Here is a 15,241-nt window from a genome sequence, read left to right on the forward strand (position 1 = left end):
CCAGACTGTTAATTCTGGGTGAAGACCATTTTCAATTACCGCTAGTCTAGCTAGGTGATGCAAAGAATGAACCACATAATTATAGGCATCCAGATATTGTTTGTTTTCGAAGAGCGCCTTTCCATCGATATACCTTCTTATCAACTTTGCAAACTCTAAGCCCATTTTTATCTTTCTTCCATTAAAGGGGAATTCACGTAATTCAGTTTTTAAATTTTCTATATATTCATTTCGATCAAATAATATCTTTGCATTTTGAATCCATTCGAATATTTTTCGATTCGTGCCTAATAGAAGCCAATCTTTTAATTGATCCTCCGTAACGATGTGCATAGCTGCCTTACTATCATTATAAGTATAATGCTTTATTAATAACGGCTGCTCTCCCTCTTTTACAATTATTAAAAGGATTACATCAAAAGTATCTGTGGTATGGCTTGATTTTTGTTTTTTTTCTATCATTAATACTCCAAGTGTATTGGATTGACTAGCCCGCTCCTGATAAATGGGCCGAAGAATGTCTTTCATTCGTTCATTCCTCCATTATTTTCGATAACCTATATGTTCGACAGTGAAAATAAATCTCCTTCTTATCAAGAAGACAAATTTCGACATTTCTCCAACTTAACATTTTTTCCCTAGATATAAATATGGTATAGTTTTTCTAGGAGGGAGATTTATATGGTTAAATATTCAAGTAAAATAAATAAAATTCGAAGTTTTGCTTTATCCTTAATATTTATCGGTTTTATTGTTATGTATGGTGGAATATTCTTTCGCAACTCTCCACTTATTATGACCATTTTTATGCTTTTTGGACTTTTATTTATTATCGCAAGCACTGTTGTTTATTTTTGGATTGGTATGTTATCAACTAAAACGATACAAGTAACATGTCCAAGTTGTGGGAAACATACGAAAATGCTCGGAAAAGTGGATATGTGTATGTATTGCCGAGAACCTCTGACACTTGACCCAAGTCTTGTAGGTAAAGAGTTTGATGAATCTTATAATAAAAAGTCAAAAAAATAAAAGCCGATTTTACTTATCGGCTTTTTTCGCTTTATTAATGTACTTCTTTACTTGTACACTCAGGACAAGTCCCGTAAATCTCCATACGATGGTTATTCACTTTGAATCCTGTAACATGCGATGCAAGTTGCTCAACTTCATCCAACCCTGGGTAATGGAAATCTACGATTTTCCCGCAGTTTTCACAAATTACATGATAATGGTGTGTTGTAACAAAATCAAAGCGACTAGAAGCATCACCATATGTTAATTCTTTTACTAAGCCTACTTCACGAAATACTCGTAAATTATTGTAAACTGTCGCCACACTCATATTAGGAAATTTTCCTTCTAAGGCTTTATAAATATCATCTGCTGTAGGATGTGACATCGAGTTTATTAAATATTCAAGTATCGCATGACGTTGTGGAGTAATTCGTACCCCTGTTTCCTTCAAAGTTTCTAAGGCTTCTTTTAACTGGTTCATCGCCATGCACCTCTATTCCAAAAATATTCTTAAATTATAATTGTTATAATTAGTTTACTAAGGAATTAATACTTTTGTCAATATTGTTATATCATAATCGGGTATTTGCTTAATTTTTTTCTTGATGCAGTGGTTGCTCTTTTATACCCAATGCATGATTAACAAATCGAGCTGTTACAAATAGGAGATCAGATAACCTATTTAAATATACCAACACAAGAGGATTTACTTCTTCCCCTATAGAAACTGCACATCTTTCTGCTCTTCTAGCTGTTGTTCGTGCAACATGGAATGCTGCACCAGCTGAATGACCTCCAGGCAAGATAAAATTAGTCAGGGCTGGGAGTGATTCATTTAATTCATCGATTTGATTTTCCATGTCTTCAATATCACTTACCTTAAGAGACCACTTTACTTCCTTCCCTTTAGGGGTAGCCAGTTCCGCTCCAACATGAAACAGATTTGTTTGTATTTTATGATACGTATTCTCTATTAATTCTTTCTTTTGAAAAGATTCACCATGTATATAACTCAATGCAAGTCCTATCATTGAGTTTGTTTCATCGCACGTACCATATGCTTCCACTCGTAAATCATTTTTTGCAACCCTTTGCCCATATATTAGTGAGGTAGTCCCTTTATCACCAGTTTTTGTATAAATTTTCATATTATCTCCTCCATTAAAATTCATTTATTCTATAAAATATATGTACGTAACCCATTGTATTCATTTACTATGGTTAGTTTTCTTCTTCAACTCCTCTTATAAACTGCCAATACATCATGATACATAAAAAAAAGGGTCGATTATCGACCCGAAAAGTTTTTATCTGAGGAGGTATGCCCTAATAAAATGATATTCATTCTACAGTGGTTTGCATTGGACAAATGCCTCTTCTCTAGAAAATAGGCTATACATAATAACGCCAAATTCCATTCTCCATTTTCTTTTGAATTTCCCCTTGTATTAATGTGATTTTACATTTTTCATATAGAAAAGCTGCCTTTTTAGCCAGTTTTATGACCTTGAGACAGCTTAACCATTTATATAAAATTATTTCATAAATAATAAAAAAATTGCAATTTTCATCACCGTTTATGCAGTATTTTCGGTAATTCAAGGGAGATTATTTTTAGTGGATCACTTGATTTTTTTGCTAAACAAAGCAATATTGCCCCTTCAATAGAAGCAATCATCATGAGAGCTATTGAATTTGCATTTTCTTTTGAAAATCAGTCCTCTTCGAGTTTTGTACAATATATACTCTGCATCTTTAGGTAAAGGTCCGAACAGGCTATTCGAACTGGTTCACTAAGAGAACCTATTTCGCTAACGATGCTGGTGAAAGTAGAAACTACAATCCTTCCTTCGTCTTCAAAGTCCGATATTAAAATGTCAATCATCGCGAGTGTGGCTTTTTGAGTCGAAGAATATTGTTTAAAAATATCCTTCATATGAGTAGTAATCGTTTCATCAATTGATTTAAGACAAGCGATGAGTAATTCTTCCTTGCCATTTGGGAAGTGATGATAAAACGAACCTTTTGAAATGTTACATGCTTTTATGATTTCGGTTACTCCTACACCCTTATATCCTTTTTGCTGGAAAAGCGGTATCGAAATGTCAATTATCTGTAACTTTGTATCCATTTAATAGAAAAAGTTCCTTCATACCAAAAGGTCTTTTTATTACTATAGCAATAAAATTTTCCATTTTCCAAGAATTTCACTATAATTGTTTACAACACTAGCTATGATAATATAAGGTTTAGGGTCTTTAGGAGGTTCGATATGGAAGAAGTCATTAAAAAAGGGACGACCATTCAATCATTAGAAGTAGGGATGGGCATTTTAGAAACAATCGCTAAACAAGGAAGACCATTGAAATTTACTGACATTCAAGAATTAACTCAAATTACAAAAAGTAATCTTTATAAATATTTGAATACCTTCACACAATTAGGCATTCTCTATCGTTACAAGGATACGGGAGAATATGTATTGGGGAGCAAGTTGATTGAATATGGGATGGCTGCTGTGGATCAAGAAAATGTTATCGATCGAATCACCCCTTTTATACATGAAATCAACGAGAGATTTTCAAATACCGTTCTATTTTCAAGCTGGACCAATAATGGTCCTATGATTGTTAGAGAATTGAACAAAAATCGAGGTATAAATATTGGTGCTCAAATAGGAACCTTACTTCCCATTCGTTCTGCATCAGGCAAATTGTTTTTTGCTTTCATGGATGAGCAAATGAGCCGCGAATGGAAAGAGAAAGAGTTTATGCAAATCCCGCAAGAAAAGATAGAGTTCCTTAAAGACGAATGCCGAATCATACGCGAGAAAGAAATTTCCTTCGCTAGAGAACCTCTGGTACCATCCGTATCATCGGTAGCAATCCCGGTATTAAATTATCAGAAAAAACTCCTTGGGTCTGTAACCGTTGTAGGCTTTTCAGAGTCTATCCCACAAGATGAAAATAATGAACTATCTCAATTTTTACTGTCAATCAGCAAAGAAATTTCAGCTAGTTTCGGCTATAAATTACAAGTGAAATAAGCGGGTATCTCCCCCGGTTATTTCTGGCCATATAAAAAGCTTTACTCCTAATAGAAGTAAAGCACTTTGAGTCTGTCGCATAGTAACTTTTTGCAAGAGGCCTTTTATCATTTCCCGACAGAAGACTCCCTCTTCAAGCGTGTGAAGGGCGAAGCCCAACGATAAGGGGGAGATGAATGTCGGTTGGCGATAGCCAAAACTTCTCTCACTAATGTATAATAGGAACATACATTCCTTTAGGAAGTGAGGTGAACGTAATGTTAGTCAACAAAGCCTACAAATTTCGTATTATCCAACGAAAGAACAGGAAATCCTGATTGCTAAAACCAATCGGATGTAGTCGTTTCGTATTTAATCGCTTTTTAGGGCAAAGAAACATGCAAAGGATTAACTTACAATTCTTGTTCTGCTGCATTAACACAATTAAAATAAGAATTAGTATGGCTAAAAGAAGTTGATAGCATTGCGCTCCAGTCCTCATAAAAAAATCTTGCTGATTCGTATACCAGATTCTTCAAAAAGCTGAATAAAGCACCTCGCTTTAAGTCTAAAAAGAATAAGCTTCAAACCTACACAACAAAGGAAACAAATAAGAATATCGCCATTGTAGGCAACAATATAAAGTTACCTAAACTTGGTCTTTTTCGCTTTGCCAAAAGTCGTGAAGTGGATGGGCGGATTCTGAATGCAACCGTTAGACGGAATCCAAGTGGCAAATACTTCGTATCCATTCTTGCAGAAGTGGACGTACAACATATAAACAAAACAGGCTCTTCCGTTGGCGTTGACTTAGGATTAAAAAACTTTGCGATTCTTTCAAATGTTGAAGTGTTTGGTAATCCAAAATGGTTTCGTACATTAGAAAAGAAGCTAGTTGATGCCCAGCGTATTCTTTCCCGACGACAACAGTTAGCTTTGAAACGAAAATGTAAATTGGATGAAGCAAAATACTTTCAAAAGCAAAAGCGGAAAGTAGCTCGTATCCATGAGAAAATCACAAATGCAAGAAAAGACTACTTGCAAAAAAATCACAAGTTAGCAAAAGCCATCAGTGAAGTATCTTGGTCACAATTTCGCACAATGCTAGAGTACAAAGCAAAATGGTATGGCAAAGAAGTAGTTGCGGTATCTAAAACCTTTGCCAGCTCTCAACTATGTTCTTATTGTGGTCACCAAAACAAAGACGTTAAGAATCTAAATCTTCGTGAGTGGGATTGCCCTTCTTGTGGAACACATCACGACCGAGATATTAACGCAGGACAAAATCTTAAAAATGAAGCGCTAAGGCTTCTAACCGTAGGAACTACGGGGCTAGCCTAATAAATTAGAAGCCGATAGGCTTCTTTACTTAGGAATCTCCCACTTCAAACGACCCGTTAGGGTGTTAAGTGGTGAGTAGTTCAAGATAGATTCTCTTTTACATACTGTAAGGCTTCCTCCACATGCCCTTTGACTTTCACTTTTCGCCATTCTTTCGCTATCTTACCGTCCTTATCAATAACAAATGTCGATCTTTCAATCCCCATATACTCTTTTCCAAAATTTTTCTTTAGTCTCCAAACCTCATACAAATCAGAAACTCTATGATCTTCATCAAATAAAAGTAAAAATGGCAATTTGTATTTATCAATAAATTTTTCATGTTTCTCGATAGGGTCAGGGCTGATTCCAATAATAATGCAATCTAACTCCGCAAAGTTCTGGTGAAAATCTCGAAAATCACATGCTTGAGTAGTACATCCAGGTGTCATATCCTTTGGATAAAAATACAATACAACATTTTTGCCTTTAAAATCTGACAATTTTACTTTCTCACCATTACTAGCTAACAATTCAAAATCCGGTGCTTGATTTCCTAACTCAACAGTCACGATCTAAAACCTCCTATGGAAAATATTCTCTTCCATAGCCTAACCAAACTTTATCTACAACACAACTATTAAGGTTTTAGTCTATTTTAACTTCTCTGTCCATCAATGCACGAGCTACAAAGGCCGCTGGCATCGTATAGCCAATCAAAGCTTCTACCACAGCAACCATCCTTCCGAGGCCGTGTGGAATCACATCTCCATTTCCAACAGAAAATAATGTCATTGCACTAAAATAAAAGCTTGTTTCAAACAGGTTATAGTTGTTTTCATGATTTACTTCTACAAGCAATGAAATTCCTTTTAATTCAAACAACAAATAGATGAGTCCAAATCCGAGAATAACAGTTAGATAGATAGAACCCAAAAAAAGAGCATTTTCGATCGAAACAAACTTTCCTTTTATTGTGTTAGGAATAAACAACGTCCTGATACTCATAAAGATACAGAAGATTACGATTGGTAATAAGAAATAGAACATAAGCAGCACCTCAGGTAGAAGTCAGTTAATCTCATTCTATGCAGGCTTGGACGATAAAATATCAACAATCATCATTATAATAGGAAGAGAGTGATGAAGTTTTTTTAAAAGTAAAAACAAATAGAAGTACAAGAAAAAAGTGCTATTATAGGAAGGAATCCATTTCAAGGAGGAAAAGGAATGCAATTTACAAATTCTGAACGAATACATAATGAAGCTTTAGAACATATTGTTGGAGGTGTAAACAGCCCCTCTCGTTCTTATAAAGCTGTTGGCGGCGGTGCCCCAGTGGTAATGGAGCGCGCTCAAGGCGCCTATTTTTGGGATGTCGACGGAAATCAGTACATCGATTTCCTTGCTGCTTACGGCCCTATTATCACAGGCCATGCCCACCCTCATATTACTGAAGCCATTAAAAAGGCAGCGGAGAGTGGTGTTCTTTATGGCACTCCTACCCCGCATGAAGTAAAATTTGCAAAAATGCTGAAGGAAGCAATGCCTTTTCTAGAAAAAGTACGCTTTGTAAATTCAGGTACGGAAGCGGTAATGACAACAATCCGTGTTGCCCGTGCTTATACAGGCAGAGACAAAATTATTAAGTTTGCTGGTTGTTATCACGGACATTCTGACCTTGTTCTTGTTGCAGCTGGTTCAGGGCCGTCCACACTGGGGACTCCTGATTCTGCTGGTGTTCCAAAGAGTATCGCCCAAGAAGTAATTACCGTTCCATTTAATGATATTGAACCTTTTAAAGAAGCATTAGAAAAATGGGGAGACCAAATCGCAGGAGTTCTAGTGGAACCGATTGTTGGAAACTTCGGAATTGTTGAACCAAAACCTGGATTCTTGCAACAGGTAAATGACCTTACCCACGCAGCTGGAGCACTTGTCATTTATGATGAAGTTATTACAGCTTTCCGCTTTATGTATGGAGGAGCACAGGATTTATTAGGAATTCAACCCGATCTAACTGCCCTTGGAAAAATAATTGGCGGCGGTCTGCCTATTGGTGCTTATGGTGGCCGTAAGGAAATTATGGAAAAGGTTGCACCACTAGGACCAGCCTATCAAGCGGGAACGATGGCCGGGAATCCAGCATCCATTTTATCAGGGATTGCTTGTTTGGAGGTATTAAAGCAAGACGGAATCTACGACTACCTTGATCGTTTAGGAGCCATGCTTGAAGAAGGTATACTAGCGGCTGCCAAAGAACATGGTATTCAAATTACCATTAATCGTCTAAAAGGTGCTTTTACTGTATATTTTACAAATGAGAAAATTGAGAACTATGAGCAAGCCGAAAATACCGATGGTGAGATGTTTGGAAAGTTCTTCAAGCATATGCTCCATCAAGGAATAAACTTAGCACCCTCAAAGTATGAAGCCTGGTTTTTAACCATCGCTCATACAGAAGAGGATATTGAAGCTACATTACACGCGGTAAACAATGCATTTTCTCTACTTAAAAACGAATAAATATACATTTTTCATTCACTCATAGAGAGTGTAAAACACTCTCTATGTTTCTACGAACGTCGTGAAAACGTTTACATTAGTGCTTTTTTTATTCAATTCACCCCTTTGTCCCCTGAATTTACTATCCACTTTTTTGTATATTTATTTGATTTCTGAAAATTCTTATGATAATATAAATATTATTTTCACACAATTCGTTTAATTGTGCCCCGTTTTTTGTGTCAACATTTCTCACATTAATAGCTAAATAGGAGGTGAAGCGGCTTTAGAGGATTTTCCGCTAATAGCCAATTTATATGACAGAAAGATGGAACCCTTCCCTTTTTAAAGATTTCCATAAGCATGAACACGATGCCTGCGGAATTGTAGCTTGTCTTGAAAAAAACAAGCAGCCAACAAGAAAAAACATTTTTGATTGCATAGATGCCCTTGTAACGATGAATCACCGTGCTGGCTTTATAAACGGTGAGGGCGATGGTGTTGGAATACATGTTGATATTCCTCGGGCCCTATGGAAAGAAAAATTACAAAAAGCTAATGTTGACTCCTCACTAGCAGACAATGAGAGTTTTGCTGTTGGTCATGTTTTTATCAGCCAAAAAGCTAACTGGAACTCTACGAAACAAGAATTACTTCAAAAACTAGAAAACTACAATTTAGAAATCATTTTTGAAACAAATCAAGTTACCGATTCAAGCGCTCTTGGCCCAATCGCCATCCAAGAAGACCCAATTTTCTGGCAATTTGCCTGTATCTCCAAAAAGGCAGGGCAAGAATTAAATAAGGTTTTATTTGAAGCAATTATTGATTTTGAAACCAATGAATTTGTTCATGTTGCTTCTTTAAGCCAAAATCATGCTGTTTATAAAGTAATGGGGGCTGGTGATATTCTCCCTCGCTACTACCAGGACTTAGCTAGTCCAATCGTTGCATCAACCGTCACACTTGGTCATAATCGTTATTCCACCAATACATTATCTAGTTTTTTCCGAGTTCAGCCTTTTAGTGTGCTTGGCCACAACGGAGAAATTAATACGATTGCAAAGCTTCGTGACGAAGCAAGAATGATTGGCGTCCCACTTGTAAAGGACGGCAGTGATTCACAAGATTTAAGCCGGACAATAGAAACACTAATTTGTCGTGAAGGATATACCTTATTCGAGGCAATCGATCTTTTATTCCCGCCAATTATCAACGAAATTAAAGCCTACTCGAAAGATTTACAAGATTTATATACTTATATTCGCGAAGCATGGGGGCATTTTGCCCAAGGTCCAGCGGGTATTATTTCTAGATATGGTGATGAGGCAGTTTTTAGTGTAGATGCACTAGGACTCCGTCCACTCTGGATGCTTGAAACCGAGACTTCTTATTTATTTTCATCTGAACCGGGAATCATTCCTTCAAGTGAGTATGTAAATGAACCTAAGCCTCTAGCTCCTGGTGAAAAAGTCGGTTTCAAGTGGAGTAATAGTAAATTAGAAGTTTACGAGCATAATCAATTCCAAAAACAGGTTTATCACCGCTTTTCAAAACGTTTAAATCTGCAAGATTCAAGAGTTCGGTTACAAGCACCAGCTTTAGAAAAAACGATTACGATGAATTATCCGGACAAAATCCATAATGGACAATATAAAGCATTTGGCTGGGAAAGAGACCACATTCAATTAATCGAGCAAATGGCTGAAAAAGGAGTCGAACCTATTCGTTCCCTTGGGCATGATGCTCCACTTGCTGCTCTAAATCCAGAGCGTAAAAACCTTGCTGATTATTTTAAAGAAAGCGTAGCCGTCGTTACGAATCCTGCCATTGACCGGGACCGTGAAACGGAGCATTTTTCCACACGGGTGATTATTGGAAAACGCCCTGCTTTATTTAAAAATGAAAAAACAAAAACCGTTCTCGAGTTAACCACTCCCCTTCTATTAGAAGGTAAAGCTGGTTATAGCTGTTCGGAAACCATTGGTCAACCTAGTTTCGATCAAGTGGTTCAGCATTTCCACGAGCAAAAGCTAGTTGCGTTTATTTCAACAACCTTTAAAAAAGATGAGGACATTGAAACTGCCCTAACTAGAATTTCAGAGGAAGCCGTTCAAGCTGTTGTTTCTGGAAAGAGCTTACTCGTCCTTGATGATGCGAACGCACATCAGGATGATTTCTATTGGATTGACCCGCATTTAGTCACATCTGCTATTGATCAGGCATTGGTAAAGGCAGAATTAAGAAGGGATTGTTCTATCTTGCTGCGCTCTGCTGCGATTCGTTCGCTGCATGATATCGTAACTGTTTTTGGATTAGGAGCTGATTTAATCAGCCCATATTACATGTTCATGACAGTTCTGGATGAATCCAACAAACCTTTAGTGAACCTTTATGGTGCCTTATCTAAGGGGCTTGAAAAAGTAATTTCTACCATTGGTATTCACGAATTACGGGGCTATGGCCGACTGTTCTCAAGCATTGGTTTACACGAGGATGTTGCCAAAGTATTAAATATTGTTAACTTTTTTGGCTCGAAAGAAATCGGGAATAATTATGAAGCAATGAAGAATGATGCACTTCAAAGAGCGGAAGATTACCATAATGAAAAGGAAAGAGTCGGAAAAACCTTCCACCTCTTCCCTCGTATTTGGAAAGCTATCGGCGAAGTTGCAGCAACAGGTGATTATAGTGCTTATCGTGATAAAATTAGCGAACAAGAAGAGCAAAATCCAACTACCATTCGTCATTTAATCCAATTAAAGAAAAACAATCAAGCTATTTCACCAGCGGATGTTGATATTACTGTTGGTGAGCATGATTTACCATTTATTATCTCTTCCATGTCGTTTGGTTCTCAAAATGAGATTGCATTTAGGGCTTATGCGGAAGGTGCTGACCGCCTAAACATGGTCAGCCTGAATGGTGAAGGCGGCGAAATCAAGGATATGCTTGGAAAATATCCAAAAACGAGAGGACAGCAAATTGCCTCTGGACGTTTTGGAGTAAACGCTGAGCTATTAAACTCTTCTAATCTATTAGAAATTAAAATTGGGCAAGGCGCGAAGCCTGGTGAAGGTGGACACTTACCTGGTTCAAAGGTTACTGCCAAGGTTGCTGCAGCACGTAACGCTACACTTGGTTCAGATTTAATCTCGCCATCAAACAACCATGATATCTATTCAATCGAAGATTTAGCCCAAATGATCCTTGAATTAAAAACGGGCAATGATCAAGCGAAAATTGCAGTAAAAGTACCTGTTGTACCAAATATCGGTACGATTGCTGTTGGTATCGCTAAAGCAGGCGCAGATATAATTACATTAAGCGGATTTGACGGTGGTACGGGTGCTGCCAGAATCCATGCACTTCAGCATGTTGGGCTACCTGTTGAAATTGGCGTAAAAGCAGCTCATAATGCCCTGCTTGAAAGCGGACTCCGTAATAAAGTAGAAATATGGGCAGATGGCGGAATGAAGAGTGCCCTGGACGTTATGAAGGTTATGCTCCTTGGTGCTAACCGTGTAGGCTTTGGAACTCTTTCCATGTTGGCAATCGGCTGTACCACTTGCCGTGGATGTCATTTAGATACATGTCATGTTGGTATTGCTACCCAAATTGAATCTGAAGTTCAAGCTAAGGAACATGGACTTCGCCGCTTTGTTCCACGTCAACTGGACTTAGCTGTCAATGGGATCATGAATCTATTTTCATCTTTTGGAAGTGAGTTAAAAGCACTGGCTGCTTCTGTTGGGATTACAAATTTACAAGATGCAGTTGGACGTTCTGATTTATTAGAACAGGTTAAAGGAAAGGATCAACTTAGCCTTTCCTACCTATTAAAATCTCTAGAAATTAGCCAATTCTCAAAAACAGAAGAAACAAAGGCTTTTCAAGAAGTCCAAATGCAGGTTGCCGTTGGTGCTGAGTATTTAGACGCAAGCGTAGACCAATTACATTCTTCTCGTGAATTCGATTCTGTCACCTCTGAACAGCGAGTTTTAGGCAGCAGAGTTTCATGTCATCGTGTACGCGGAAGACTGGATGGTTCATACCAGCAGCTCCCTCCTGTACAACTTAAGTACAAGAATGGTTCAATTCCTGGAAACGGCTTAGGTGCCTATAATAGCGGGGGAATTGAAATCACTGTAAACGGCGGCGGTCAAGATGGTGTTGGAAAAACATCCTTTGGCGGCAATATCTTTATTCTTAAATCAAAAGGAAAAAATGGCAGCTATTATAATGGTTCTGTCGGAAAAGGCTTCGGCTATGGAGCTCAAAAAGGTCTATTAGTAGCCCAAGGTAACGCTGACGCTCGTGCAGGAATTCGTCTTTCTGGTGCTGATTTAATTATTGGCGGCTCTGTTAAACAGCCACTTCCTGAAAAAGAAGCTGGAAATATTGGTGCTAATGCAAATATTAAAGGTTTTGCATTTGAATACATGACAAATGGCCGCGGTTTAGTTTTAGGAGATCCAGGACCATGGATTTGCGCCGGGATGACCGGTGGTGTCGTTTATGTCCGCCACCAGCCTGAAGTCGGTTTAACGGCAGAAGCGATTATGAGAAGGATTGCTAAAGGTGCTAAAGTTTCTGTCCTTAGCTTAAGTGAAAACGGCAAAAAAGATGTGAAGGAGCTTCTTGGTAAATATACAGATGTACTGGCTAAAGATGGTCAGACTGAAGAAGCCAATCAGCTTAGAGCACTTCTTTCTAACCCAGAAGATCACTTTATTCAAATTGTTCCTGTAAAAGAACAAGCCGACCCAGCTGTTTCAACTGAATAATTAATAAAAGAACGTCCGCTTTTTAGCCGGACGTTCTTTTTTGAGTTTATGAAAATATCTTTAACTATTACTTGATTAAATTCATATAATATCTCTTGATTAAATGTTTTAATCCATGTATAGTACGTAAATGTTCGTTACCTAGTAAACTAAGCACAAACCACTTAAATTTGAAAGGAATTTATTTAGAATGAAGTTAGGTGCCCGAATTTTCAAAACGGGAATTGCAATTGTTTTATCCCTTTATTTAGCACAGTTACTGGACTCACCCGCTCCTGTATTGGCAGGTATTGCTGCAATCTTTGCCATTCAGCCAACCATTTATCGTTCTTATTTAACGATAGTTGAACAAATACAGGGGAACTTAATAGGTGCATTACTCGCAGTCATTTTTGTTCTTCTATTAGGTAATCATATTATTATCATTGGCCTAGCTGCAATTATTGTTATTATCATCAACCTAAAATTAAAAATTGAAAATACGATTGGACTATCACTCGTTACCTTGGTTTCAATTATGGAAACTCCTGGAACTGACTTTATTCCTTTTGCAGGTATTCGATTCTCAACCATCATGATTGGAGTTTTTTCCGCGTTTGTCGTCAACCTTGTATTTCTGCCGCCAAAATATGAAAATAAGCTTTACTTTAAGATAGCTGGGACAACAGAAGAAATTATCCGTTGGATCCGTTTAAGCACTCGTCATGACTTCGACCATAATTTACTGAAAGCCGATATCGAAAAATTAAAAGATAATTTATTAAAAATGGGACAGTTTTATTTAATGTATAAAGAAGAAAGAAGTTATTTTAGAAAGATTAGTTTAGAGAAATCGAGAAAACTAGTGATTTTCAGACAAATGACCTCAACGGCCAAAAGGGCGCTTGATACATTAAAAAAACTTCATCGATTTGAAAATGAATTGCTTCATCTGCCAGAGAGCTTTCAACAGTCAATACAAGAACAACTTGACAGTGTCATTTATCATCATGAACAATTAATGCTCCGGTTTATTGGGAAAGTACCTACCCCCATAGATAGCGAGACTAGTAACTGTATTAATAAAAAAGAACTATTTGACCTGTTTTTGACACACCAAAAGCTTTATTCCAATCAAGAGGACCTTCATTTATATCATACTATGCAAATTATCTCTTCTATCATTGATTACGGGGAGCAAGTCGAACACCTTGATACGTTGATAACTAGCTTTCATTCCTTTCATCATAATGAGATATCCATTGAACAGAAGGAAATCGAATAAGGAGGACTTATTTGTAGCAGGATCAACAGCTAAAGAGAATTTGGTTCTATTATGAAACAGAGCAATGCGCGATTAACAGGGTAATAATAAAGACAATTTCCATCTAAATTAAGCCTGTATCATTGATCATATCATTGATACAGGCTATTTTTATTCTTTATTGAAGCACCTGTTCTTAATAAGCCTAGATATTACTGTGAATTCTAAAATTTTCGGTATAATATCTTCAAGGAGGTTGGTAAGATGAAAGCAATTCAAGTTACACAATTTGGTGGACCTGAGAACTTAGTCTATACAGATGTTGAGGATGTCGTTGCAGGAAAAGGAGAGGTTTGCGTCCGTTTATATGCGGCGGGAGTCAATCCGAGTGATATTTACACATTAACAGGTACATATGCGTTTAGTATACCTCAACTGCCTTATACCCCAGGATTAGACGGCGCAGGGATTATCGAGTCTATTGGAGAAGAAGTCACTAATGTTAGCGTTGGTGATCGTGTATTTATAGCATCCTTAATGCAAAGTAAAAGTACTGGTACCTTTGCACAAAAAATCGTCTGTGATGCAACATCGGTTCATCCATTACCAGAACATGTAACTTTTGAACAAGGTGCAGCATTAGGAGTCCCAGCATTGACTGCATACCGGGCATTATTTCAACGTGCCTGTCTAAAGCCTGGTCAAACCGTTTTTATTCATGGGGCCAGTGGCGGGGTTGGATTACAGGTTGTGCAAATGGCGAAATCATACGGTGCTAAAGTGATTGGTACAGCGAGTAAACCAGAGGGTAAAAAAATGGTCAAACAAGCTGGCGCTGATGTGGTCATTGATCATGTGACAGAAGCAACGATTGAAGATGTATTAGCCCTAACTGAGGGCAATGGACCTGATGTCATTATTGAGTTTTTAGCAAATATTAATCTAGAGACAGACCTAAAGCTGATTGCACCATTTGGTAAAATTGTAATAGTTGGAAATCGTGGTTCTATCGAAATTAATCCACGTCTTGCAATGCAAAAGGAATGTGACATTCTAGCAACTGCCCTTTGGAACACACCGAAAGATGAATACAAACAATGCATTCATGGTGTAATGGGCATGCTCCAAAGTGGCGCACTTAGTCCGATTATTGGTACAACTTTGACACTCCTGCAAGCTTCACAGGGCTTTGAACAGCTGGCACAAGGTATAGGAAATGGTAAACTTGTTTTAATAATTGACTAATTCAGCATGATTTTTAATAGAACATTCAATAAATACCGGGGGCATTACCACAACACTGGTAATGCTTTTTTTCTTAAATATAGACAAAACAGACCCTAG

General features: G+C 37.6%; 12 protein-coding genes and 2 pseudogenes (1 of these 14 only partly in view). 7 read left to right on the plus strand and 7 right to left on the minus strand.

Translation table 11 applies throughout. The features are described 5' to 3' along the window. Positions 1-528, minus strand: partial view of a nucleotidyltransferase-like protein gene (locus tag QUG14_RS12725; protein WP_289340900.1) — the 5' portion only. It extends 348 nt beyond the left edge of the window; the window shows 528 of its 876 coding nt (coding positions 1-528); it begins with the start codon at positions 526-528; its stop codon lies beyond the left edge, outside the window. A gap of 153 nt (positions 529-681) precedes the next feature. Between QUG14_RS12725 and QUG14_RS12730 the strand changes: the two genes are divergently transcribed. Then, positions 682-1,032: a YgzB family protein gene (locus QUG14_RS12730; protein WP_289340901.1), complete on the plus strand. Its 351-nt coding sequence runs from the start codon at positions 682-684 to the stop codon at positions 1,030-1,032. Between the two features lie 34 nt (positions 1,033-1,066). Here the strand turns inward: QUG14_RS12730 and perR are convergent, their stop codons facing one another. The 4 genes and pseudogenes from perR to QUG14_RS12745 form a co-directional block, all read right to left on the minus strand. Beyond that, positions 1,067-1,504, minus strand: a complete 438-nt coding sequence (gene perR / locus QUG14_RS12735) for a peroxide-responsive transcriptional repressor PerR (RefSeq protein WP_289340902.1) — start codon at positions 1,502-1,504, stop codon at positions 1,067-1,069. A gap of 103 nt (positions 1,505-1,607) precedes the next feature. Continuing rightward, positions 1,608-2,165 (minus strand): cob(I)yrinic acid a,c-diamide adenosyltransferase, encoded by a 558-nt coding sequence (locus QUG14_RS12740; RefSeq protein ID WP_289340903.1) that lies wholly within the window; start codon positions 2,163-2,165, stop codon positions 1,608-1,610. Between the two features lie 422 nt (positions 2,166-2,587). Continuing rightward, positions 2,588-2,719, minus strand: a pseudogene (locus QUG14_RS29875) (LmrA/YxaF family transcription factor); the annotation flags it as partial. A 12-nt stretch (positions 2,720-2,731) separates the two neighbouring features. Continuing rightward, on the minus strand, positions 2,732-3,148 hold the full coding sequence (locus tag QUG14_RS12745; RefSeq protein ID WP_289340904.1) for a TetR/AcrR family transcriptional regulator: 417 nt from the start codon (positions 3,146-3,148) through the stop codon (positions 2,732-2,734). Between the two features lie 141 nt (positions 3,149-3,289). On the opposite strand from QUG14_RS12745, the gene QUG14_RS12750 reads away from it, so the two are divergent. Beyond that, entirely contained in the window at positions 3,290-4,063 is a 774-nt protein-coding gene (locus tag QUG14_RS12750) for an IclR family transcriptional regulator (RefSeq protein ID WP_289340905.1), read from the plus strand. A 257-nt stretch (positions 4,064-4,320) separates the two neighbouring features. Then, positions 4,321-5,383: pseudogene (locus tag QUG14_RS12755) on the plus strand (RNA-guided endonuclease TnpB family protein). An 80-nt stretch (positions 5,384-5,463) separates the two neighbouring features. Here the strand turns inward: QUG14_RS12755 and bcp are convergent. Both bcp and QUG14_RS12765 read right to left on the minus strand, forming a co-directional pair. Continuing rightward, positions 5,464-5,934, minus strand: a complete 471-nt coding sequence (gene bcp, locus QUG14_RS12760) for a thioredoxin-dependent thiol peroxidase (RefSeq protein WP_289340906.1) — start codon at positions 5,932-5,934, stop codon at positions 5,464-5,466. A gap of 76 nt (positions 5,935-6,010) precedes the next feature. After that, entirely contained in the window at positions 6,011-6,412 is a 402-nt protein-coding gene (locus QUG14_RS12765; protein ID WP_289340908.1) for a potassium channel family protein, read from the minus strand. A 180-nt stretch (positions 6,413-6,592) separates the two neighbouring features. On the opposite strand from QUG14_RS12765, the gene QUG14_RS12770 reads away from it, so the two are divergent. From QUG14_RS12770 to QUG14_RS12785, 4 genes are all read left to right on the plus strand, one after another. Then, entirely contained in the window at positions 6,593-7,888 is a 1,296-nt protein-coding gene (locus QUG14_RS12770) for a glutamate-1-semialdehyde 2,1-aminomutase (protein WP_289340909.1), read from the plus strand. A gap of 296 nt (positions 7,889-8,184) precedes the next feature. Further along, positions 8,185-12,654 carry a glutamate synthase-related protein gene (locus QUG14_RS12775; RefSeq protein ID WP_289340910.1) on the plus strand — a complete coding sequence of 1,490 codons (4,470 nt, stop codon included), beginning with the start codon at positions 8,185-8,187 and terminating at the stop codon, positions 12,652-12,654. Positions 12,655-12,844: 190 nt separating this feature from the next. Continuing rightward, positions 12,845-13,918, plus strand: coding sequence for an FUSC family protein (locus QUG14_RS12780; protein ID WP_289340911.1), 1,074 nt, complete (start codon positions 12,845-12,847; stop codon positions 13,916-13,918). Between the two features lie 243 nt (positions 13,919-14,161). Then, the gene (locus tag QUG14_RS12785; RefSeq protein ID WP_289340912.1) at positions 14,162-15,142 is read left to right on the plus strand and encodes an NADPH:quinone reductase; all 981 of its coding nucleotides are present in this window, start codon (positions 14,162-14,164) and stop codon (positions 15,140-15,142) included. Positions 15,143-15,241 lie beyond the last annotated feature (99 nt).

The sequence above is a fragment of the Neobacillus sp. CF12 genome, from assembly GCF_030348765.1.
In the GTDB taxonomy this organism is placed as follows: Bacteria; Bacillota; Bacilli; order Bacillales; family Cytobacillaceae; genus Neobacillus.